Source organism: Bradyrhizobium sp. DN3 (assembly GCF_041357655.1).
Classification (GTDB): Bacteria; Pseudomonadota; Alphaproteobacteria; order Rhizobiales; family Xanthobacteraceae; genus Bradyrhizobium.
In genome coordinates this window covers 43,781-66,655 of sequence record NZ_JAULLN010000025.1, presented here as the reverse complement: position 1 = coordinate 66,655, position 22,875 = coordinate 43,781, and the positions used below count along the sequence as shown (strand labels likewise).

The following is a 22,875-nucleotide window of genomic DNA, read 5'->3' as shown; positions in this document are numbered from 1 at the left end:
CGAACGAGGTGATTTGGTTACCGATTCGATAAGCTGTCCGTGGGCTTGAACACCCGGGCTAGAATAGGCGGCCGGCCAATTGGCGTCGGTAGCTGCCGAATGCATGGACCCTTGGCGGAGTCTGATGCTGGATGAACCTTGGCGGGTGCACCGACCTGGCCATTATGGCCGGGAGGGGTGCGCTATGTCCAGAGCGAAAGCTTAAAGGCCATCCGCCTGTTTCTAGCAGGAGAGTATCCGCCGGAGATCTCCGGAAAGCTCCCGGAGGGCTTCGTTCTCGAGGGACAGCCCATCGAAATCCTCTGCTTCTGGCATCGCAAGGCTATCGAGGTGATCGATCACCTCCCCAATGTCGGCCTGAAAGTGTGTCCCAGGGCAACGGATGAAAGGCTGGATTTTTATTGCGGCATAAAGAACAGGATTTTGGGCGCGATCTTGTCCGCGCGCGGTGACGTCGGGGCAGGTGGCTGCCCAGCTCAGGGCAGCAGTCGCTGAAATCGAAGCCCTCAAAACGGATGCGATTAAGGAGGTTCTCAACGTGGACGACGTCATCAAGCTGGCCGGTGAGCTGACCGAGGCCAGCAAGCGAGTCGGCGCGCTACGGCACGGGCGCAAGCTCACGCGCGCCGGGTTGCTCACTCGCTATCAGAGCTTTTTGGTTCAGGAGCTCGAAACCGTGAGCTGGCACCTCTACGGTGAGCGCGACTTAGCGAAGCAACAGGTATTTTACGATCGAGCGGTGGGCACTCAATGCAATTCGACCGAGCGCTATTATCCGCTCTTCGATGAAAGCAAGCTTCCGGCGCGGGCCAAGTCCGTCCTAGGTAGCTTGGAAATCGATACAGAGAACGTGGCGGCTTAAGCGCCCGCCCTGCTCTATCCTGCCCGCCGGCATCTGCTCGGCGGGCTTTTCGTGCGCTACGCCGCCCAAAGTGTGGCAGAAATTCCGATTGAACCTGTGGGCGACCTGTGGGCAACGGGCGGGGATCTGCGCATCGCGCAGTTTGATCGGCCGGAAAAGATCAGACCGTTTATTCGCCGTTGGCGCGACGAGTGGTCAGACACTCCGCGTACCGCCGACTAGGGCCTACAGGTACTTTCGCGCTTCTCGCGCACGCAGTCGATCCCTTGGGCAAGATCGCCGGGAATCCTTGCGAAGGCATCAAGCGCCTCTTCTCAAACGATCATTCGGAGATCATCTGGACTGACGCCGATGTGGCGCAGATCAAAAAAAACCTGCTCGGACGAAATTGCCCACGCTGTCGATCTCGCGGGCCACACGGGCTTGCGTCTGGGCGACTTGGTGCGTTTGTCTTGGTCCCATGTTGGCGACGATGCGATCATATTGACGACCGGCAAGAGTAAGCACCGCAGAGAAGCGATCATTCCGCTTTATGATGCGCTCCGCAATGTTCTGGCACGTATCCCCAAGTGGGCCACGACCGTGCTGACGAGCAGCAAGCGTCGGCCTTGGACAGTGGATGGTTTCGGCAGTTCGTTCAATAAGGCGAAGATCGACGCCGAGATGTCGGGGGTTGATCTCCACTTCAACGACCTTCGGGGGACGGCCGCCACGAAGTTCTACATTGCTGGGTTCAGCATGCGCGAGATCGCCGAGACGCTCGCTTGGGAAGCCTTGCACAGTACGGCTTAGTCATCCGTCTGTGCATCTTGCTCCGCACTCGAAAGGGCGAGACCTCAGCGATTGATAAGCAGTGGATCACAGAGAACCTCACACTTCCCGGCGTAGCGACCAAAAACGGCAGAACCCCCAAATCTATAACGTTATAAGAACCTTCCGGAAATCAAGGAAGCGCTCCAGAAATATGAAGTGCATCTGCAACAAGTTATAGGAGAGCCGCTCTATGTACCGAGCGACTTCCCTACGAGGGTTCAGACTGTCTCTCCGAAGATACACCCGCATGGTCACGATCGCCTGCTTCTTCCCTCCGAAGCTCTCCCGCTTCGCAGCAAACCTCTCAAATGGCGGAAAGACGACCAGCGCGCCAACAGGTACCAACGGTACCTTTTTGCAGAAGAGTATCCGCGATCAGCTCTTTAAGACTAGAAAGGTAGGCAATTCGCTAGGGGCTATCCGAACCAATCTGTCCATTCTGTCCCTGGTCACTCGGGCCTGAGCATTTCGAACGCATACAGATAGCTTGTAGTCTGATTGGAGCTTTGCTTGCTGCTCCACCGGCCAGGGCCACCCACCATAACGAAAGACAGCTGCTCTGTCGGGACCAATTTATCTGATGGGCGATTATCGCTAGCAGCGAAGTTTCTTATCGAGATTTGCAGTTCATTTGTTTGTTCCTGCCAATCAACGAGACGTATCGAGCGCACGCCATATTCGCATTCGTTTTCCCCCTTGTCTTCGGCATAACCCACGTAAGAGTTTCTGGGCGAGCTATAGGCCAAGATTATCTTTCCGGACCAAACGCAACTTCGTTTTTGCGTTTCCGGATCTACGCGGCGAAGGTATATCTCCCATGTTCCCTCGCGTGGGTGAGGACTGGCCGAGAGTTGCGTTGCAACCGCAGCCGTACAAGTTCCTAATATTGCAACAATTGCCGCGCCGAAAATTGATTTGCTCATCCAAGGATCTCGAAAGGGAACGATCGACGTCGCGTGCAACGTCCAGAGATAGACGATCGCAGAAAACAGACAGATGCTGCTTGCTACTAACACATCCGCAGGATTGCTTGGTCTAAGTACTACAGCATATAAAATTGAGGGAAGCAGTATCCCCGCCGCAAGCGAAAGTGCCAAAATAAGAGCAGCAACTGGTTGATCAGTTACCCTCGAATGCTCGTGGTGATGCTCATCAATGCTCATGCGCGTGCCATCTCGTGGGTGAGTTCACGTCTACTGATTTGTCAAAATCTGTCCGCGGTTTCCGGGTTGTCCGGGATCTCCGGCTGGCCCGAAGTCGCCTGGCGGCCCATCCGGACCAGATGGTCCTCCTCGGCAGTACGTCGTTCCTCCGCCACCAGGGCCACCTGGTCCTCCCGGGCCACCTGGTCCTCCTGGGCCGCCCGGTCCTGGAGCCCCGGGGTTAGCTGAGAATGAGATCATATCGACTTGAAGAACGACTTTCCCTTTAAGAACGAGCACGCCACCATCACCCCCCCTGCCTCCGGAAGCCCCCCTTTCTCCTGGCTGTCCCTTGCCTCCACGCCCCCCAGCGCCTCCACCACGAGCGCAATCGAAGAGATGATCAGCTCCACGCTGACCCGGCTCACCGGGCGCCCCCCTTTGTCCCGGGCGGCCTTCACCACCCTGTCCGCCATCACTTCCGTTGAGAGTAATTGTAAGCTGGCTTCCGATCGCCAATGCTCCATCGAGCAATACCCTGCCTCCCGCGAACCCCGCGGCGCCAGGGGTGGCAACGCGTGACTCCGGCGGTCGTGTGGTCTGCTCATCCTCAAACGCTCTTATGGCACCATTTTCGGAGACAATAATAGGGGACGAGATTTCCAAGGTTCCGCCATTTGTAAAAATTTGAGCGCTGTTACGGAGCTCGAATCGACTGGCGCGGATTGATAAGGAAATCGTGGTGCCTGGTCGACCAATCCTTAGTGTCGTTCCATCTAAGATCAACGCGGGCTGTGCCTTCAGCCATTCCGCATATTGACCTTCGTTCAAATCCGCCGGTGGCCGCCTCAGTAGCTCCGCCGGAAAGTCAGACAAAGACGATTGAGGACCACGCAGAACAAATTCTTTATCCTCCGCTAGCGCCGCGTAATTGAAGGCTATCCAGCAAAGTGCGGCAATAACTGTTCGTTTTGCACAGGCCACCGAAATTCTCTCAAATATAATGAGCAGTACACTTCGCGCGAGATCTCGACTTCCGCAACCTGCTTCGCGGTTTGCAACCGAAAGATACTTCGCGCAGTGCTTGTCGTTCTTTTTTTGCGGGTCCAATGATTTAGTCCTTATAGCTTCGCAAACACCCATTTTCCGCCCTCAGCTCGAAGTACATAAAGTTCGCCCAAGGAGAACGGTGTTTCAGACGGGTCTCTGCCGTCAGTGTTTAACACTCCTTTCAACTCGGCCGGCGGATCTACGTCAATGGTTATGACCTGATGCGGCTGCAATGTAACGGTGCGAGATGCGCCGCCGACCAGCAACTGAAACTTCAGCGTCTGATCGCTCGATTCGTTGTAAAAGCCAATGTTGTTTTTCGAAACGGTGGGATCCTCTATGCTGCGGCGACGAGATGTCACGATCGGGGCCATGGTCGTGGCTCCGGGCGTCACGCCTGGGACTTGTACTACAACTGGAGCTACCGCTCCTGGCGTCGGCGCGAGACCGGGTATGTTGAACGTGTTATTGCGCCCTGAGAGTTCTCTCGACGGAGTCGCCGGCTGGGGTATTCGCATGCCGTAATTTTCAATATTCAGATTTAGTTGAGCGTAGGATGGTGGTGCTGATTGCATCATAACAGCGAAGATCAGCGCCGCCGCACTTTTCAGTCCAGTCCCTTTGCGCATCTCCTCTCTCCTTCATCATCGCGGCAGATCGCCGGGAGCTACTCCTGTTGTATTGGTTGGATTTGCGTCGCGCGCTGGCTCTGTTCCCGCGTTCACCGCATTTCCATTTCGCGCTGGCTCAGCACGAACTCGGTCAGGTTCGTTCTGGCCGTCCGCCTGCCCATCCGGAGTGCTCGATAGACGGCCAAAAATATATCCAGCGATCGTACCCAAGAGGCCGAAAACTGGTGCAGTTTGTTGATCCGTGTAGCCGGCCACAATCAAGAACAAGGCTGAAAACACAACGACCAGTATTAGAAACGCTTTGTAAAATTCTGGCGTCAACGTTCCCGTGTACGCCATCAGACACAGCATCCCACCCATTACAATGAGCAGAAGGATCGTGAGCGCGGTGAGCCAGAATTCGTAGGGAGTCTTGTAAGTCAGGTACGCTGTAGGAGCGCGCTGCTCTGTCGTGCTTTTTTGCTCGACCGGAGGCGGCGGATTGGAGATTCGTTGGTCCGACGGGCTCGCAGTAGGCGCAGGATTGGCAAGCCCCGGCGCCTGTTGCGAGTAGGCAAGTCGAGGCGATTGTGACGCCAATAGTACCAGGAGCACACCAAGGGTGAGCGCGAAGAGAACCCTCATAGCCCGCTCCTAAGCTACCAGATCTCTGCTCAAGATAAATTCACGCAGTCCGCGGAGATACGCCAGCGCAAGCTTATCTTCCCCAAGGGCTGCAACCTTTAGGCAATCATTGGGATTCGAACCAAAAAACGGCTCGCAGAGAACGCTCGGAACGTTTGGCAAGGCAGAAACCGATATCCATCCCCGATCGCCACGGGAAACGACAGCCAAGCCGTTGTTGCCTCTCAGCCTGAGCCCCAATGCGCTCTTCACGCTGGATACCAAGCTAGATGCAAGGGCGGTCGCAGCTGGGTTTCCGCCGACTAAGAGTACCTCTGAGCCTGTGGCCGTTGCATCATCCGACGAATTGAAGTGAAGCTCGACGGCGCAAACCGGATTAAAAGCTGCTACCTGCTCGTAGGCAGCAAGAATTTCGCGCTGCACGCTCGGATCGGATTGTCGCGTAAAAACCTGCAGCTCAATATTATACTGCGCGGCATTCCTCTGCATAAACGCGGCAATCTCAGAGTTAAACGTAAACTCAGTTCTGGAAAGAGGAGAGCCTGCGCTCGAGCCGGGGGATCGCGCATTGTGTCCGATCACGATGGCGACCCGTGCCGCTGACCCGTCGACCCTCGGCAAATCCGGCACCCGCAGAGCCAGCGGTGGTTCTCTCCTTCCCGACGCTCCGGAGATACCCCGGTTCAGTAGCGAAGTAGCTTCGTCAAATAGCCTGAGGACGCTCGTTACATAATTTGGGTCAGCCGAATAGTTGGGAGCGATAAAGCGAATGTATGCGGCTGCGTTGTTGTTGTACCTCTCCCATCCAGAATACGCGTCTCCGCTACCTATAAAGTGCCAGTAGCCGTCGATGAAGGCCGATGGCGAAGAGAAATTACAATAGGTCGTACCTTCACCGTCAGTTCCCGTGTAGTCGATGGGAGTACAATAACCCTGCATGCGCGCCCGATATTTGAGTCCGCCGAAGTTATTGTAGTCTCGCGCCAAGCGACTAGTCCCGCGACCCGATTCCTGGATCCATTGCGCAAGGCTTGCGACCTTCAGGTCGTTACTGATCGTATCGTTGCTTCGGTATGCCGCGATGAGCCTAGACCACCCATCGCCGCTTGTCGGAGGAGTTGCGGCGGAGCCTTGGGAAGGCCGGCGTCGATCTCTACGAGCAGGCGTTCCGGCGTCTGTTGGAGGCTCTGTAGGAGCAGCACGAACGGGCAAGCCGGCGCGAGTACCAATCCCGCTAAGATCCTGAATGAAGAAGTTTGCGATCACGCCGTTCAGATTGTCGATGATCCGCTGGAGCGCGTTCGTGAGCCCTTGTATTTCTGCCGCCGCAGTTTCGAACTCATTCAAAACAACTTCTTCTTGCAGATCCGCGAGTCTTTTGAGCTCATTCTTGATCTTCTGCTTTTGCTCATCGTCCGTGGCTTGTGCGAAAGCATCTCGCAGTTTGCTGCGTATGGCCTCAATTGTGTCAAGAGTATCACTCATTGCAGTTACTCCACGCAAAATAACTACTTTGTGGCAAGCTTCGCCAAATTTGTTTTCGCTGATTTTGCCGCCGTCTCCATTTCGACCGCGAAGACCGTAAGCCCTGTTACGTTGTCCACCAACGTCGGTGGCGCCTCTGCGGCTGCCTTTGCGCGATCCAATGCCTTGATGGTTACCTCAAGTAGGACCACCCAATCAGCCAGCAGCTTTCGGTACGTTTCGATCCGCTTGCTATCCTCCGCGGACATTGCTCCACCCTCATTGAACTCTCGGACCGATGCCGCAGTAAGCACCGGGAAGATAACTGACGTGCCCTTGCGCAGCTGCCAAAGCAGATCCCGGACGAGACCATAGTTCTGAACCAGGAACGTCCTGAATTCCTCTTGTGCTCGGTACTTCAGCCCGAGTTGAATGAATGGGAGTAGCGTCTGGAAAATCTTATCAAGCGCAGCCATTGACGTGGCAAGCGAGGCAGCGTTGGCGCCTGTGGCCGTTGCAGCAACGCCACCCACCGCAACGATAGAACTGCTGGTAGCGGACTCCATGGCCGATAGTTTAGCAGCTAGGGTCTGGGCGGTTTGTCCGCTCTCCAAACCATACAGCAGATCATTGTACGCTTTGATGACCTGCAGAGCGCCTCTGAAGGCAGCAGTACCAGGCGGATCAACAGAGTCCGTCAAGAAGCGAGCGAGCCCGGGTTCGAAATGAATTGTGCTCCTCGCATACTTGTAGTGCCGCAGGAATAACGCGCGTTCCTGCAATGCCAATTGGTCTAGGATGGCCGTCGAGGCTTCATTCGTCTTATCAAAGGCTGTCTTGTAAACCTCGAATTCCTGCACTGAAATCGAGGCACAACCGACCAGAAGAAAGAACAAGGAACACGCAATCAATCGCCGCATACCAACCCCAGGGGCGGCGCAAATAAGAAAGTAAAAAAATAAACAAACGCAGGCCCCCGCGCAATCTTTACACGAACCTATATCCAAATACAATTGGCTGCGAAGACCTGCGTAATGACTTGGTTAGCGCCGAGCGGATTAGGCCTCTGCGGTAGCACAGTAGTGAGCGGGCATCATCATTGCAGTGCACACGCCAGTTGTAGCTATTTGCGGATGCAGAGAGAGGTTTTGTACGCTTCGACCACTGCTCCTCGCATAGGAGCTCAGAATAATCCGCTTCTTCCATTGACGTCTCCGAGGGAGCCGACCAAGCCACCAATTTCTACGAGACCGGTGCCGTAAGCGCCGCTGTGTCCGAGAACGAGACCATTTGCATGAGAGTGATCAATCGTACCGGAGTTGCCTCCGGCGAGACCGCCCAAGTCGACAAAGATAGTGCTGTCGCTTGTGATAGTTGCCGTGGAATAGGAGTTTTTGATTGTGCCGAAATTCCAGCCCGCGACGCCGCCGATAGCGATCCCGTTTAGCCCCGCAACAAAGTTCCCGGCGGTGCCGCTGATCGAGCCAGTAGTATAGCTACTCTCGATTTTTCCGAGGTTGCGTCCGACCAAGCCACCGACATCGTAGCCGCGCGCGGCGGAGACCGACAGGTTTGTGAGCCCGAGGTTTGAGATTTTTCCGCCTGCTCCAAGCTCCGCGAACAGGCCGACGTAGATGCCATTTCCAACTATATTGATCGTGTGACCGTTGCCATCAAATGTGCCGGTGAATGGGTTAGACGATGAGCCGAACGGCGCGATAGTAATTCCTGTGGCATCAATGTTTGCACCGACGTTGACGCTTCGCTCGATGTTGAAGCCGTCCTCGTTTGTCGCATTGTTTGTCCAGGAAAGATTGATTTGTGAATTCGATGCCGCCGTGCCACCCAAACCGCTCGGTCCAGCAGGCGTTGTCGTCGAGAACGTAGCCCGATTGTAGAGTGTCGCAAAATTAGCTGCTGATAAAGTTGCGTTCCAAACACTTGAAGAGGTTGATTCCACCGCGGCGATCATAGCCGATCGCTCCGGCCGGTCTGCTGTACGAGATACTACACCTGAGTCACCGTACCGTCGGCGACTCCGTCGAGGTAAAACGTATAGAAGTTTCCGCTCTGAGAAACGCCGACGTGATGCCAATTGCCGTCGGCAATTGAATTGCTATTGCCTTCTCCGCCATTCCCTTGACCGCCATTCTCGGCAGAAAACACTAGTCTTCCATGGTCGAGATAGAATATCCACTGACCCGTGGAATTGTCGCTGTCACGTTGTGAGGCAATAAACATTGTAGCACTTGCCGCGGATGTCTTAATCCACGCACTTACTGAGGTGTTCACCATCCCCGACAATGGCCCGGCGATGTCGATGTGACTGGACGTGCCATTGAATGCAGCGCCTTGATTGACGACACCTTGGTTAGTTGAATAGTTTATATTTGTGTTGCTACCATTGTTTGTGCCCGCGCTGTCTTGACTATTGCCATCGAGTTTCCAATATGCGACTGGAGCTGACCTTGCCCCCAAGTTTTATCCAGTTCTGAGTTCGCCCCGGTCCTTGGATTTGCCCGGTTGGGCGGTGAGAGCGACGGGAGCTGGCGCGGAGCCTTCGGCATAGCGCAGCGCCAGATCCCGGCGCGGATGGTAGGTGAAGGCGAACTCCGATGGGGTCTTCCATCCGAGCTGCGAGTGTGGTCGTGCATCGTTGTAATCGGCCCGCCAGCATCCGAGTGCGACGCGAGCCTGGGCCAACGACGTGAACAGCGTCTCGTTCAACAATTCATCCCGCAGCCGACCGTTGAAGCTCTCGATGAAGGCGTTCTGCATGGGCTTGCCCGGCGCGATGTAGTGCCATGCGACGCGGCTCTGATCGGCCCAGGTCAGGATGGCGTTGCTGGTGAACTCGCTGCCGTTGTCGCTGACCACCATCTTCGGCTTGCCGCGCTCCATCACCAGCCGCTCCAGTTCTCGCGCGACCCGGGTCCCGAGAGCGAGGTGTCGGCCACCAGCGCCAGGCACTCGCGCGTGCAATCATCGACCACGGTCAAGACGCGGAAGCGGCGGCCATCGGTGAGCTGATCCGATACGAAGTCAAGCGACCAGCGGTCGTTCGGCGCCATCGGCACCGTCATCGGCGCCCGGGTCCCAATGGCGCGCTTGCGGCCGCCACGGCGACGCACCGCGAGCCTTTCTTCCCGGTACAGCCGGAACAGTTTCTTGTGGTTGATCAGATAGCCCTCCCGCTTGAGCAGCACGTGCAGGCGCCGATAGCCGAAGCGGCGGCGCTCCTGCGCGATCGCCCTCATGCGCTGGCGCAGGGTGGCGTCATCCGCCCGGCTCGTTAAGTATCTGATGGTCATGCGGCAACAGCCGATGGCTTTACACGCCCGCCGTTCACTCATCCCGTGGGCATCAACGAGATCGGCGACAGCTTTCCGCTTTCCCGCGGGCGTCACCATTTCTTTCCCAACAAGTCCTTCAGCGCCGCATTGTCCAGCATGGCGTCGGCCAAAAGCCGCTTTAGCCGCGTGTTCTCGTCCTCCAGCGTCTTCAACCGCTTGGCCTCTGAGACCTCCAGCCCACCGAATTTGGCCTTCCATTTGTAGATGCTGGCGTCACTGACGCCGTGCTTGCGGCACAGATCGGCAACCGAAACGCCGGCCTCGTGCTCCTTCAAAATCCCGATGATCTGCTCTTCCGAAAAGCGGCTGCGCTTCATGCTCTGGTCCTTGTCGTGGGCCAGAACGAACTTCAAACTGGATTAAGCCCGTGGGGCAAGGTCAGAGCGTTCAATGCGTCATACGCTATAGTGGTTGCTATTCGCGAGAGACGCGCTCCTTTATTAGTTGGTGCTGAACTGAGCACCGCTCCGACCTCAAGTGTCGTTGTTGCTATCTTGATTATCGACAGACCACTAAATAATGTCGTTGCCAGTTCATTCACTGCTGTAGCGGTCAGCGTATAGCTTCCTGCATCAGCGCTATTTGTTCTCGTGGTCCTGTAAAACACATTCATCACGGGGTCCGACGCGCCCCCGCTCGCCGAGCGACCGACACAGGGCTTAATTTCAATTTGTGTTATCGTGGCACCGTTAGAAACAGAGGAAGGATCCACGGCATAACTGTCTCTGTTTCTAACTCCGGTCGTTGAGTTGTAGTCCGTCGTCCCATTGTAGGACGCATCGTCGACGTTCGCAGAATGCGAGGTTCCCGTCGAAGGCGTCCACTGTGTGTAGTTGCCATCAGAGCTCGGCAGTATCGGTCCTGTCGTTGCAGCAAACGCCGGACTCGCAAGAAACATCGCGGCTATTACGAAAGATGCAATGCTGATAGGTGCTGCACGTGTTCTCATACATTGAAAGAATTACGACCCCCGCGCTAATGTTGCTATTGCACACCTATGGTTCATGAAGACGATATGAACTCTGTGAACAACGCGTCAGACAGGATTGAACGCGCGCCTGGACGCCGAAACGTTAGTTAGCGGTTGGGAGAAGCCATTCTTATTTTCTTTTCTTCTTCGCGCGGCTCTCCATGCGTGCTTTAAACTCATCATAGCGATCTGCTAAATCGTATATGTACTCCACGATTGCGTGCACAAATGCTTGCAGATCCTCCGCGTCTTCACGCGAGATCGGCGTCCCTTCGGGATGCGCTGCAATATTCCGGAATGCCTGAAGCTGCTGGCTCCAATCATACAAACGTTGATCGATAACGTTTTTCGCTCTCAGCTCTTCGATGCCCTTGCCCAACATCAGACGTTTAGGTTCGGGAGCTTTGGGATCAATAAGTATATCTCGGCACAGTGCCTCAAGCGCTCGACCGAACATCACGCAAGCCGCCATGCTCGCGCCTGACTGAATGCACTTCTCCCCCTCTGAAAGAGATTGCTTCACGGTGTCTGGAATTCGATAACTAGTGAAAGTCCGAGCAGGCTCTGGGTATACTCTCTCTGGTTCCGTCCAGACGTCTTCGTTCGAGTCGTATCCTTCAAAACCGGTCTGGTACGAAGTTGCCGCTAGAAGGGCCTCACATCGCGGGCATTTGCCGATGAAAAGGCGCCGTCCGTAAGGCTCTCCGCCGTCCCGATCAAAGCCGCTATCTTCTGCTATGCCGCTGCGCTCCGCCGCGACCTTCACTTTGCAATGCGGACAATCAACGATGAACGTGGCCATATTGGACTAGCAGGAATTGGAGCGGGCGATGGGAAGCGAACCCACTAACTAGCTTGGGAAGCTAGTGTTCTACCATTGAACTACGCCCGCGAATAAACCGAGACTACTTTCCACTAACCGATTGACGAATAACCCTTGACGCGAAGCTTGGGAAGCTGCCGTTCTACCATTGAACTACGCCCGCAATCCCTTGAGATCGCTTATTTTTCTCGATCCGACCAAATCGGCATGGCACGGTTTTGGCACGCTGTAACGGCCTGACCTTAGCCCAGCCTCACAAGAGATTCCATATCCAATCGCTTCAATTGCCACGCTGGGGATGCTCTCCAAAATCGATCGTTGGCGGGCACACGCTTGCCGCCTTGATAACAGGATCTTTTTGGTTGAGACAACCCTGCTTCTTGTGGGGTGCCGATCGCAATCATAACCCTCAGGCTTTCGCCCATCGTTCTGCCTGATTTACTTGGGCTCGGTTCTTTCCTGAAGACATTCAAGCAAAAACGCCGCGCGATCACGCGGCAGCACGTTGCGCACTTCGGCTTTCATGGAGCACTCGCGCTGCGCGACTTGTTCGGCCCGACGCTTTTCTGCGGCCTCGCGAAATTCGGGGGCTACCCTTGTGCGGATCGACGAGCTTCTGTGCGACCGCAGGACCAGCTAGGAGCAACACGGCCGCGGCCAAGATGAAGTGCTTCAAATGAAGATTCTCCCTGAACGAAAGAGCCATCAAACCTCAAGGTGCCCGCGAGTTCAAGTCTCGTTATTGCGACGGAGGCTGCTTCAACCTTGATGCTCCCGAGCATCTGGCTTATGGATGGCCCGAATGAATGCAGGCGCGAAGCAGAGGCGAGATCGAAAGGGCGGAGTTTGGGCAGTGCTAGCTCGCGCGGCCGGTGGTCGGGCGAGAGCAGCCGCGCTAACAAGTGAGCAGCGGAAAGAATCGCGAGGAAGGGCGCCAAGGCTCGCCAGTCAAAGGTCCTTCGCGTCGACCCATAACCGCCATTTGGTCGCTGCGCGCAAGGCGCATGCGCTGAGAACGCTTATACGCGAGGGCTCGGATCCAATCCCTTCTTGGCGCACATCTCGGTGACCACTTGGCGCTCGCCTGCATTCGAAGCGAGACGCGCAGGCCACCTATAGCGGGGCGTCCTATTCTTGCGGAGGAACGATTCAAGCGACGCGTGTAAGCTAAGGCGGCGAACGATAAGTCATTCTTCAAGCTCGTCGAGCAAAGCGTTGCGCTTGTCCTGAAGCTCGCGAAGGCATTCAGCAACCGAATGCTGCGTCTTCTGCCACTCGATGCGATCTTCCGCGGTCCAAAGGAAGCACTCGCGTTCGAAGCGAGCCTTCTCGCGCTCGTCGAATTCCTCGTAGAGCTTGATATCACGCTCCATTTCATCGAGTTGTTCGCGAATAGTATTAGGCATAGCCTTCCCTTGGGGCTTTGCCTCCAGCCGATGCTGGTCATCGGCTCAATACCCGCGGTGAGCAACAGTGGTTTGATCGATCCATGGTTTGTCCACAAAACATATTACGTGAGATTCTAAGCACGTGGAAATGTTACCTCGATCCCGATTTCTGCCAATTGGCGCATCTCGCTGCTTGCCGCCGTGTCCGGTGCCATGATTCGTAAGGTGTGCGTTTCGATCCGCGATTTCGTATCCTTCGCATATACGAGGACAGACAGGAAGTCGGGTTCGGTCCAACACTTCGGTGGTTTGGGCCGGTCCCAAATCACCCGCGCATTTTCTCCAGCCCACAGCGTCAGGGATCTATAGCCGCCCGTCTTGTCAGCTTTCGGAAAGCTAGTCCGCGTAAAACGCCGTTGAAGTTAGCGGCGTGTGGTAGGGACAGCGCTTCTTGAGCTCAACTACGCGAGCGCCGAGTCACTTTTCTGCTGACTTCAATTGGCAGTGCGGGCGTGGCAGGGACAGCGTCTGATCCATCCCAGAACACCAGCGCCGAGTCACGCCCGCGCTGCTTCCGGTGTGAGACTGGGCCAGCGTGATCAATCAATTCATGGCGGCGTAATAATGCTGACCAGGTCGGAAAGGCGTGCCGATTGGCAAAATATTACATCGGAGGTCATGCGGTACTTACGACGTCACGCGTGCCGGTGTGACGCAACGCGCGGTGCATGGCTGGCCGGAGGATCGGGGCGAGGAAGCCGGTGAGGCCAAAGCCGATGTATTGGAAGGCGCGTTACTGAAAGTAGTAAGCCATCGTAGCGCCAGCGATCTGAAGCATCGCTCCGAACGCCGTGACTCCTAAACCAACATAGGTCGCAATTTTCCCAGAGTTCACCTCCGTCGCCAGCTCTCGTGCTGCCGGCACTGTCTCGCCGATTATTCCACCGCTAGACTCGCCGCTGCCGTCCAGACCATCCGAAATGATCATGCTGCAGAAAGTTGGAACGTCCCCCGAGATGCGTCCGGTGTACTTAAGAAAACTCTTATTGGTTCTCAACAATTCGAACGCCAAGAAGACAAATCCGACAACCTCAACAATTCCACCGAACACAGGCAGCAATAGGGAAACCGATTTCATGTCAACTTCAGCCATTGATGCGACCAAATGCATTGCATTCATCGGAGCGCATCCATTTTCAATCGTCTTCGCCGTAACAAGTGTTGCTGCAATGCTTACGTTGCCGCTATTCGCGATGGTCTGAGCGGCCTCACCCCAAACTTGATTTAGCTCCTTTTGAGCCTCCGCTCGGCGGGCCATCCCGCATACCACTTCGCCTTCATCAGGCGTCGAGACCTTGAAAAGGTCGGTGTAACGCGCCGATTCGGGATCGGTGAGCTTGCGCGTCATTGCTGTCTTCGCGTCGGCAAACTCCATCGGTCGGAGGTTTGTCGGTCGGCGACTTTGGTGCCTTGGCCACCGCGTCAAAACACGCCAGCCTGGCTTGCGCGTCGGAAATAGACTTGCAGTAGACCGCGTGAGCGGCATTAGCGCACGCTGCAAGCAGCGAGAGCGCCGCGAAAAACGCCTTCATGGAATGACTCCCCAGACCCGGTGCTACCATAGGGCGAGCGAGCCGAGGAGGGCAACTACGATTTTGGCTCGCCTACAGAGCACAGTGACCCGAAGCGGGATCTCCTATTACGAACGCCCGGGGCGTATGGAGAGTGTGCAGTGATGGCGGATGAGGGGCAGTATGATTTCCCGGGCCGGATCGCAGAGATCGAACTAAGCGAATCGGCAGCCATCTGTGTTGAGCAGGTCGACGATGAGATCACAATAATCATCGCGAGCGTTATCGGCGTTGATTTCCAAGTGACGGCTCATCAGGCCCTCAAGCTCTCTCAGGCTCTCGCTGTTGCCGCGGAGAATGCCGAAAAATTCCGGCAGTCAGTCGAGACATAGCGGCTACTTCTTGATCTGCAGATCCTTCAGAACGCGCGCCGCTCGGGCGCGCACTCGCTGCAATTTAGCTTCCTTAGCCTCAAGCGCGGCAAGCTTTGATTCAAGCCGCTCGAAGATCGGGAGATAAATCTCGCCGCCTTGGGGTGCCCACTGCATGGCGAGGGCAAGCCGGTCCGGGCACCATTCTCGCATGGCGACGGTGATGACGTCGTTATGGCCTAGCACGGGCAGTGGGCGAATGCGACTTCAGGTTCGGGGTAGCGGGCTGATTCCTCAGGATTTTAGGGCACCATCGCGATCTATGGTGCGCCACGTAGAAAGGATGATGGTGCCCAGGGGCCGACCATACTGACCTCCTAAGGCTCTGACAGTACTCAACAGTAATTTTTACAAACAAAAATTACTTACCCAGGTTCCTCCCCATGCGCGCGCGGGTTGCTATGATGCATCACTGTTTTGGGGATTCTCATGGACGGCTATCAATTTGCCGCAGCGATGTTTCAATCGCTCGTTTCGTTGGCGTGGCCCGCAGCGGCGGTAGTTGCGTTTGGTTGTTTCGAGAAAAGCTCAACACTCTGCTCCCATTCCTGCGTATGAAATACAAAGATTTCGACGTTTCTTTCCGCTTAGACCAAGCAGAGAAAGAAGCGGCTCTTATTCTGCCTCGGCCACCGTCGCCAGACCTAGAACCGACGCCGGAAGAAAAAAGCCGCTTTGAGAAGGTAGCAGAGCATTCCCCAAGGGCGGCGATCCTCGAAAAGCGAGCCGAACTAGAGCAAGTGGTAAAAACTGCGGCCGAGCTGTACGTTTCGACCTCAGTCGCCAAGTCATGGAAGACGTTGCCACTGACGAGTGCAATCCGTCCCTGCGTCAGCAAAGTATCATTGACGAGAAAACATCCGCACTATTGGACGACCAACGCGTAATCGGAAACCGCGCTGCGCACAGCCAAGACGAAAATGAGTTTTCGAAAGACGAGGCGCTGCGTTTTGGAAAATTGACAGATGACGTTATCGGCGTTGTACGGCTTCTCAGTTGAGTAGCAAAACCATGGACGACGAGGCTGGGGAAGATGCCGTCTTTGGCAACCTGAATCGCCTAAACCGAATCTTGGGGAAGTTGGATGAGCGGGGATTGGTCCTTGCATTGGCGGCTTTCGCGGAGGAAGCGCTAGGCGATCTTATCGAAGCGTTTCAGTGGACTGGCGTCTGGTCGGCACAGTGCGACGATAATTGTCCCCACTGCGGCGCTCGTCACATACCGCCCTACAGAAGCGATGACGCGGAGGGACCACAGAGGGTTGACCTTGATCGGCCGCATCGCACGCTCGACCGCATTCGTGTCCATCTCGATGCGCCCGTCATCAAGGTAGAGCGTCAAGCCGTTCCAATGACGCAGCGCATAGCGCAAAGTCTTCGCCGTGTCGCTTTTCTGCGCAAGGTGATCAAGCGTTGCCTCAAACCACTGCTTCAAGGCTGCAGCCAGAGGCCGGGCATGCGCTTGTCGGCCCGCGCGGCGCTCGGCATCAGATCGGCCGCGGAGGGCTTTTCTCGACCGCTAGAGCTGGGCGATGCGCTCGAGGGCCTCGCGGGCAACCGGAGCCGGCGCCGGCGAAGCCTCACGCTCGATCTTCACAAACTGGCGCCGTAGATGCGACCAGCAATAGGCGAGCGCGCCGGACATCCGCACGCGTCTCTCGTGTCACGGTCTTGCAAGCCTCATAGCCATCGCAATGGATGATGCCACGGTAGCGTTCCAGCAGCCTCAAGCCATGGACGGCGCCGCGGGCCGGTGCATAGGCACAGATCACCCCAGGTGGTTCAGGTCCGGCCCAAGGCCCGTCATCGCGCGAGAGCGCCCAGAAGTAGCCGGTTTTGGTCCTGCCGCGCCCCGGATCCTGCACCGGTGCCGGCGTCTCATCGACACAGAGCTTCGCGGAGGTGAGCAGAAGCGCGTTTGCTACTGCACTAGAACGCTTTGCTGGTGATCCTTATAAAACATCCCTGTAGTCGAGCGCATTAACGGCGCTCTTCCGACTGAGGCGCGTCAAGAGAACTGAAAGTACTGACTGTTGGTGATCATCAGGCTGTTGCGGACCAGCGAGAGGCCGAACAGCAGGTCGGCTGCGATGCCTTCCTAAAGGAAACGGTGAAATCCGACGAAGCGGGCCCGCCATGCGCAGGATTTATGCGCGAACATGTCAACTCATCGGGAAGAATGGATATCAAAATACTCCAATCTCAGCGTCGAGCAATTACTCTCCGGCTCGTAGAGTGAATATTCGGCGCCCGGCGCGACCAGTCTCAGAAGCAGAGTTACACAGTTTAAATACCCAGCTTGACAGCCTGCAACCGTAGGCTGATGTTTACGGAATAATTTGTCTAATTGGGAGTAGACGTGATGGCGGCGCCACTCGAGGGTCGGGGACAGGCGACGCCGTCGCCGCGAAAGTTGTTTGCTGAGCAACTCGCCACGATTGAGCGTTTGACCCTTCAGTTCTTTGGCGTGGTGCTGCTCCTGGTCCTTATCTCCGCTGTTGCGGCGGCCATTACATCGTGGTCGCTCGCCATCTTCTTCCAGGTAATCGGCATGCTACTGGCTCTGAGCCTAGCAGCAGCGGCGGCAGGCGGTTTCCTCGGCTTCCTGTTCGGGATTCCGCGGTTGCTACAGCGTTCGCCGTCAGCTTCTATGCCTGCTCCTGCGCAGGCATCCTCCACAGGAAGTGGCGCCGGGACTCCTTCGACTGGCGCGGCGGCTACTGCCCAGAGCGCCGCAGTCTCCAGTCGGCTCTACGGTAGCAATACGAACCTTGAGGACATCTCCGACTGGGTCACGAAGATCATCGTCGGGCTCGGGCTCGTTCAGGCTAAGACCATCTATTCCAAACTGTGGGACGCGGCCACGAACTTCAAGACGGCGATTCCGGGCGTGGTCGGGACTGACGTTCTGTTTCTGCTTGTGTGCATCGCTGCGGCGGTGGGCGGCTTCCTCTTTTTCTATCTCGAGACCAGGACCCGCATCGTGCTGCTGTTCGCCGATGTCGAGAATGCCGCAGAGGTACCGGACCATGCCCACGCTGCAGCGGCGTCGGCGGTCAACGAAGCACCGATACTTAACCTCTCGCCACCGGTCGAGACGGACGCCCGGCTACCTCGTGTTGCGCCGGCCTCAAAGGAGGACCCCAAATTCCTCAACCTCACGATCGATAAGCTGAAGGACGCAAACGAATTTTCTGCATGGGCATCAGCGCAGGCGCGTGCCGGCAACTTGCAAGCCGCCAACACGGCGTTGCAGCAGGCCATCACGTTAATGCCGCAGGATAAGGACCTGCTGATTAAGCTTGCGGAAACTCAGGCCCTGCAGGGGCGCTGGAACGATGCTGCGCGGACCCTCGCTGAGGCGGAACAGGAAAGAAAAGACGATCCAGAGCTCCTCAAACGCGAGTTGTTTGTGAGCCTCTACCTTCAATCACCCAACAGCTTTAACCGCGCAATACCCATTGCTGAAAAACTCATCGCTGATCCCAAGACAAAAGACGATCCCGATGTGTATTTATGGCTGGCAGCGGCGCAGGGCCAGCGTGCCGGCTATTATAAGGACCACTTCCCAAAGCAATACGAGGACGCTCGCGACGCCGCATTGAAGGCCGTCGATAAGCTCGTCAAATTGGAACCAGACCGCGCCAGCCCGTACCGAAAGGTTCTGCGCGGAATGCTTGATCCATCGCGCGAGAGTACGCCGGCGGAGGATAACGATCTCGAGGTCTTCAAGGGCGTCAGGGAGTTCGAGAGCTTGATCTTCGGATCCTAGCTGCAACCGCTTTTCGGCGCTATCAGCGAAAAAAACCGCCCTGCCCGCTCGAGCCACCGATACCTGTCGTATATTTCATCGAGATCAGTTTTTGCCTCCACCTGTCACGTGGTTGAGCATGATTCCCGCATCTGCTAGAGCGCAACAGCGCGTGGTTCAGGCGATATGGCTAGCGCTGCGGGTAGGTGCGCCTGCATGCACTCCAGGTACGAATTACCCGACGTGCAACGCAAGTACAGACTTCGGGGCGAAGGCGCTGAGACGCTGCAGGTATTACCGAGATATGCGTTTATGAGTTCGGCGGCCGGCAAGGCGACTTCGATGGCGGCGCAATTTCCTTGCGACCGTGTTCATATGGATCAATGCCGGAAGCGCGGCATGCATTTGTGTATAGCTGCTGCCGGATATCTACGAAGAGGACTGCTTTATCAGTTTCCTCATCATCAAAGAATGCGGCCATCATGCCTTCGACCACGGCGCCGGACTTTTTGTTGTGAGAGTATCGGTAAGGGAGACTTCTAGTATTGATATGCCGTCTCGCGGTTGCTGTGGAAGTGCGTCCGCTATCGCTTCCAGGGCCGGGAGCGGCGCATTGGCGAGTAGTGCGGCCGCGCGTCAGTATGTGGTCTCGCCGTGCTCTGAGGAATTGCCGTAATGTTACTTGCTCTCGTAGCGAGCGTTGCGGAAACAATGGTGCTCCATGGGGCCTATGGTGGAACGAGTTTTGCCCTGCAGGTTGGCACGAAAAAATGGCATCATCTTTTCCAAGATCTCGACACCGTGACGTTCGATTTCCCAAGTCAAAGCATCGCTGAATCCCGGTGCGTGACGATGAATAGTGTCTCTGTCGACCTCAACTCTGATCTGCACTCCCTTAATGGGAATCCAGGCGACTAGCGCCTCGCCGTTCCATTCAACGTCACTAATTTTTTCGCTCATTATGTCCTTCCATATCTAATTCCAGCAATTCATCGAATCGTAATCGGTCAAGTGACTGCTTATGGCTAAATTCATCCTTTGCCGAAATCGCTCTCGCGCTCTATCATCAATCTCTCAAAACTCTGTTCAGAGTCGGCTGCAAATCGTCCCTCGCTCGACACGAGAGGAGCGGCTTAGAAGTCGAGCCAAAGAACGTATGGCATAGACCGCGAATTGACGTGATAAGACGTCTCTCGGGCTGAGGCGGGCTGCTTGCGCGAAGCACCGCGCTCCAAGTGATTTACGATTCCCCGTAACATGGAGGAATCCGGCCAACGCCAAAGCATTAGCACGTGCTTCCTTTTCCCATCTGCGAACACCTGCCGGTAGGTCGCGTCTTTTGAAAAACTCGTCGATCAGTTTCACGGGCTCATTTGCCATGTCGTACGAGCTTTCACTTTGCGTGGTGGAGCCGGGATGAACACGAAAGTCCGCGAGGTTGTGGGGAACCCGAGCAAAAGGGCCAACCAAGGAAAGACGAAGATAGAAATCCATATCCGGGATTTGTCGAAAGGAACTGGACCAGCCACCGCAGCAGCCCCAGGCGCGCTTACGTACGAGTGCGCCCGGCCCCGGCAAACATCGAAAGCCGGCTATTAGCCGTCGTTGGTCATAGTGAGGAGCCGAAATACGACGGATTATATCGCCTCGTTCATCAATCAAATTGAAATCGGGATATACGAGACAGGCAAGCTCATCACGTGCCATCGCATTCACCAAGGTCTCGATCGCCGAACTGTGAAGGCGATCGTCCGCACCAAGGTACGCAACCAGATCGCCGCGCGCCAGGGAAAAGCCTCGGTTAATAGCCACGCTCTGACCCGCGCTTGGCTGGAACACTGACGTAATCCAGCCTCCATATGAACGGAGCACGTCGCGTGTGGCATCAGTTGAGCCATCATCAACGACCACCACTTCCACGGCGGAATAGGACTGGTCCAGCGCGCTATCGATCGCCTCGCGAACAAAACTGGCTGCATTGTATGCGGGTATAATTACAGAGACGAGCGGGTGCGAAATCATGGGACTAACCGCTGCTTGTTTGCCGTGCGTTCTACCGCTCTCCTTGAGACAATATCCTGCTGCGTTCGAGTTACCGGCATTTGTCGGCGCCAACGGAAACGGACGCTAAATCGTTGAGGGTATATCCATCCTTCAGGATAAACGTCGTACCTGCGATGACCCATGCAGCAGTCGTTGCGGCTCCCGTCGAGCCGCCACTGGTAAATAGGACCTCTTTGCCTGCCTTGTCCCGAATGAAGATCTTAACGGATTGAACGCCAGCCGACCAAGCGTTCCAAGTAACCTTCGCTGCTTTCGGGCCGTCGCATTCGCGCAACGCTGGCGGATCGATGACGAGAACCGTAGATGTGCTGGCTCTCTCAGCCAGTGGCTTGGCATCGTCTCGCTGTGCGCGATAGTCCAAGAAGGCTAAAGCGCCTAAAAAGGAGCCAACAAGAATTGCCCCAGCACCGACCGCTTTGAATATAAGTTCGATCGCCTTCATTCGTTATCCATTTTGAGTAGATTTCAGAGGAGCTGCTGCAGTTGAAGGAGAATGGAAATGCCGATGAAGACAATGAGCCAAATAACCAGCAAAGCGCTTCGTCACTGACATGCATTTGCTCTCGTTCTTTAGACTTGCCGCGACGGAAGCCCTCCGCACACCGTGGTCGCCGTGCTTCCTAACTGCCCATGATTGCGCTGAGGTCGGCGGAAACATCTATGCTGGTTCGGTTCTGATCGACCCCAGTTATTGTGATGGAACGCATCGGCACGGCAATCATGACGCCATTCCGGTAAGGGGAGTTGACGCTAAAGATGAGCGCATCGTGCAGCCAATGGTGCTGGACGTGATTTTCAAGCGTTCCCGACGCGATTGCCACTGTGATCGAGTACTCGCCTGAGTGCAGGCAGGGCAACTCGAACACAAAGCCGACCTCGGTCGCCTGGCCCTGCTTGATCTCAAGCTTTTGGCCCTTGAAAGCGATATACGTATTGTCGCCGAGCAACGGTTGCCCCAGGCGGTCCTTGATATGGAAGCCCACAATCGGATCGACGATGTCGACCAGAGCCTCAACTTTGATGGCTACGCGAACCTCTTCGCCGCCCTCAATCCAACCAAGATCCCTACCGTCGGGCTTCGTCAGGCGCACATCGATGATTTTGGCGTCCCCGCTGCCGAACGACGCAGACGCTTCATTGAACTCGAATATCTCAAGTGATTGTGCGATTGCCGGAATATCCGCCTTCTTGCCCGAGGGCTTCGCTCGGCCCGACTGAACGGCCACAGGTGCAAGCCCGATCGACTGCGCATAGATAGTGGCCATATAGGCCTCGCACACGTCCTTGGCCTCGCCCGCCGCTTTGACCGCACCCGAGTCGAGCCAGATTGCCTTGTTGCAAAAGCTCATCACTGCCCCGATGTCGTGACCGCAAAACAGCACGCTGCCACGCTCACGGAATGTTCGGAGCCAACGCATGCACTTCTGCTGAAAATAGGCGTCGCCGACGGACAAGGCCTCGTCAACAATCAGCAAGTTCGCGTCGACGTGCGCGACAACTGCGAATGCAAGCCGCATTGCCATACCGCTCGAGTAAGTCTTGACCGGCTGCTCAATAAAATCGCCGATGTCGGCAAACGCTATGATGCCTGGAAGCTTGGCCTCGATTTCAGAGGTCGTGAGGCCAAGCACACTGGCATTGAGATAGATGTTCTCACGGCCTGTGAAGTCCGGGTTGAAGCCTGATCCGAGTTCGAGCAACGCTGCGACGCGGCCCTTCACAACAGCCGAGCCACTGCTGGGCGCGAGCGTACCGCACACGAGCTGCAGCAATGTCGATTTGCCAGCCCCGTTGCGACCAATCACGCCCACGCTTTCCCCAGGGCCGACCGTGAAGCTCACGTCCCGCAGCGCCCAGAACTCCCGGTAGTACCGGCACGTGGTTAAGCTCTTGCCGGTGATGCGGGCAAGCGGAGCAACCGCCCGCTGCAAGCGGGGT

22 protein-coding genes, 1 tRNA gene and 3 pseudogenes are annotated in these 22,875 nt (G+C 56.1%); 7 read left to right on the top strand and 19 right to left on the bottom strand.

The annotated features are described in order from the left end of the window. Nucleotides 1–138: 138 nt before the first annotated feature. The 3 genes and pseudogenes from AAE027_RS30400 to AAE027_RS30390 form a co-directional block, all read left to right on the top strand. The gene (locus AAE027_RS30400) at nt 139–495 is read left to right on the top strand and encodes a hypothetical protein (RefSeq protein ID WP_370989646.1); all 357 of its coding nucleotides are present in this window, start codon (nt 139–141) and stop codon (nt 493–495) included. 43 nt (nt 496–538) lie between these two features. After that, the gene (locus tag AAE027_RS30395) at nt 539–862 is read left to right on the top strand and encodes a hypothetical protein (protein WP_370989645.1); all 324 of its coding nucleotides are present in this window, start codon (nt 539–541) and stop codon (nt 860–862) included. A gap of 120 nt (nt 863–982) precedes the next feature. After that, nucleotides 983–1,654, top strand: a pseudogene (locus AAE027_RS30390) (tyrosine-type recombinase/integrase); the annotation flags it as partial. Between the two features lie 470 nt (nt 1,655–2,124). On the opposite strand, the gene AAE027_RS30385 reads toward AAE027_RS30390, so the two are convergent. From AAE027_RS30385 to AAE027_RS30320, 14 genes and pseudogenes are all read right to left on the bottom strand, one after another. Beyond that, complete coding sequence (locus tag AAE027_RS30385) at nt 2,125–2,838, bottom strand: hypothetical protein (RefSeq protein ID WP_370989644.1); 714 nt, start codon at nt 2,836–2,838, stop codon at nt 2,125–2,127. Nucleotides 2,839–2,879: 41 nt separating this feature from the next. Next, a complete protein-coding gene (locus AAE027_RS30380) occupies nt 2,880–3,020 on the bottom strand; it encodes a hypothetical protein (protein WP_370989643.1) in 141 nt (46 codons plus the stop codon). A 54-nt stretch (nt 3,021–3,074) separates the two neighbouring features. Next, nucleotides 3,075–3,344, bottom strand: coding sequence for a hypothetical protein (locus tag AAE027_RS30375; protein WP_370989642.1), 270 nt, complete (start codon nt 3,342–3,344; stop codon nt 3,075–3,077). 594 nt (nt 3,345–3,938) lie between these two features. After that, nucleotides 3,939–4,496 (bottom strand): hypothetical protein, encoded by a 558-nt coding sequence (locus AAE027_RS30370; protein WP_370989641.1) that lies wholly within the window; start codon nt 4,494–4,496, stop codon nt 3,939–3,941. 15 nt (nt 4,497–4,511) lie between these two features. Continuing rightward, nucleotides 4,512–5,123, bottom strand: a complete 612-nt coding sequence (locus AAE027_RS30365; protein ID WP_370989640.1) for a hypothetical protein — start codon at nt 5,121–5,123, stop codon at nt 4,512–4,514. A 9-nt stretch (nt 5,124–5,132) separates the two neighbouring features. Beyond that, on the bottom strand, nt 5,133–6,608 hold the full coding sequence (locus tag AAE027_RS30360) for a glucosaminidase domain-containing protein (protein ID WP_370989639.1): 1,476 nt from the start codon (nt 6,606–6,608) through the stop codon (nt 5,133–5,135). A gap of 23 nt (nt 6,609–6,631) precedes the next feature. Then, nucleotides 6,632–7,483, bottom strand: a complete 852-nt coding sequence (locus tag AAE027_RS30355; protein ID WP_370989638.1) for a hypothetical protein — start codon at nt 7,481–7,483, stop codon at nt 6,632–6,634. Between the two features lie 287 nt (nt 7,484–7,770). Further along, complete coding sequence (locus tag AAE027_RS30350) at nt 7,771–8,559, bottom strand: GLUG motif-containing protein (RefSeq protein WP_370989637.1); 789 nt, start codon at nt 8,557–8,559, stop codon at nt 7,771–7,773. Nucleotides 8,560–8,594: 35 nt separating this feature from the next. After that, nucleotides 8,595–9,065 (bottom strand): LamG-like jellyroll fold domain-containing protein, encoded by a 471-nt coding sequence (locus AAE027_RS30345; protein WP_370989636.1) that lies wholly within the window; start codon nt 9,063–9,065, stop codon nt 8,595–8,597. Nucleotides 9,066–9,068: 3 nt separating this feature from the next. Next, nucleotides 9,069–10,257, bottom strand: a pseudogene (locus tag AAE027_RS30340) (IS3 family transposase). A gap of 783 nt (nt 10,258–11,040) precedes the next feature. Beyond that, on the bottom strand, nt 11,041–11,712 hold the full coding sequence (locus tag AAE027_RS30335; RefSeq protein WP_370989635.1) for a DUF4145 domain-containing protein: 672 nt from the start codon (nt 11,710–11,712) through the stop codon (nt 11,041–11,043). 17 nt (nt 11,713–11,729) lie between these two features. Then, a tRNA-Gly gene (locus AAE027_RS30330) sits at nt 11,730–11,802 on the bottom strand. A gap of 1,118 nt (nt 11,803–12,920) precedes the next feature. Next, on the bottom strand, nt 12,921–13,139 hold the full coding sequence (locus tag AAE027_RS30325) for a hypothetical protein (protein ID WP_370989634.1): 219 nt from the start codon (nt 13,137–13,139) through the stop codon (nt 12,921–12,923). Nucleotides 13,140–13,914: 775 nt separating this feature from the next. Further along, nucleotides 13,915–14,529 carry a hypothetical protein gene (locus AAE027_RS30320; RefSeq protein WP_370989633.1) on the bottom strand — a complete coding sequence of 205 codons (615 nt, stop codon included), beginning with the start codon at nt 14,527–14,529 and terminating at the stop codon, nt 13,915–13,917. A 327-nt stretch (nt 14,530–14,856) separates the two neighbouring features. On the opposite strand from AAE027_RS30320, the gene AAE027_RS30315 reads away from it, so the two are divergent. The 3 genes from AAE027_RS30315 (at nt 14,857) to AAE027_RS30305 (ending at nt 16,123) form a co-directional block, all read left to right on the top strand. Next, nucleotides 14,857–15,084 carry a hypothetical protein gene (locus AAE027_RS30315; protein ID WP_370989683.1) on the top strand — a complete coding sequence of 76 codons (228 nt, stop codon included), beginning with the start codon at nt 14,857–14,859 and terminating at the stop codon, nt 15,082–15,084. 422 nt (nt 15,085–15,506) lie between these two features. Then, the gene (locus AAE027_RS30310; RefSeq protein WP_370989687.1) at nt 15,507–16,010 is read left to right on the top strand and encodes a hypothetical protein; all 504 of its coding nucleotides are present in this window, start codon (nt 15,507–15,509) and stop codon (nt 16,008–16,010) included. Continuing rightward, nucleotides 15,914–16,123, top strand: a complete 210-nt coding sequence (locus AAE027_RS30305) for a DUF4145 domain-containing protein (protein WP_370989631.1) — start codon at nt 15,914–15,916, stop codon at nt 16,121–16,123. Before AAE027_RS30310 ends, AAE027_RS30305 begins: the two co-directional genes overlap by 97 nt. Before the next feature lie 245 nt (nt 16,124–16,368). Here the strand turns inward: AAE027_RS30305 and tnpC are convergent. Continuing rightward, a pseudogene (gene tnpC, locus AAE027_RS30300) lies at nt 16,369–17,035 on the bottom strand (IS66 family transposase); the annotation flags it as partial. Between the two features lie 449 nt (nt 17,036–17,484). Between tnpC and AAE027_RS30295 the strand changes: the two are divergent. Continuing rightward, nucleotides 17,485–18,894, top strand: a complete 1,410-nt coding sequence (locus AAE027_RS30295) for a tetratricopeptide repeat protein (RefSeq protein ID WP_370989630.1) — start codon at nt 17,485–17,487, stop codon at nt 18,892–18,894. Nucleotides 18,895–19,551: 657 nt separating this feature from the next. Here the strand turns inward: AAE027_RS30295 and AAE027_RS30290 are convergent. The 4 genes from AAE027_RS30290 to AAE027_RS30275 form a co-directional block, all read right to left on the bottom strand. Next, nucleotides 19,552–19,833, bottom strand: coding sequence for a hypothetical protein (locus tag AAE027_RS30290; protein ID WP_370989628.1), 282 nt, complete (start codon nt 19,831–19,833; stop codon nt 19,552–19,554). 126 nt (nt 19,834–19,959) lie between these two features. Next, nucleotides 19,960–20,895, bottom strand: coding sequence for a glycosyltransferase (locus tag AAE027_RS30285; protein WP_370989627.1), 936 nt, complete (start codon nt 20,893–20,895; stop codon nt 19,960–19,962). 70 nt (nt 20,896–20,965) lie between these two features. Further along, a complete protein-coding gene (locus tag AAE027_RS30280; RefSeq protein ID WP_370989626.1) occupies nt 20,966–21,379 on the bottom strand; it encodes a hypothetical protein in 414 nt (137 codons plus the stop codon). Nucleotides 21,380–21,557: 178 nt separating this feature from the next. Then, nucleotides 21,558–22,868, bottom strand: a complete 1,311-nt coding sequence (locus tag AAE027_RS30275; protein WP_370989625.1) for an ABC transporter ATP-binding protein — start codon at nt 22,866–22,868, stop codon at nt 21,558–21,560. Nucleotides 22,869–22,875 lie beyond the last annotated feature (7 nt).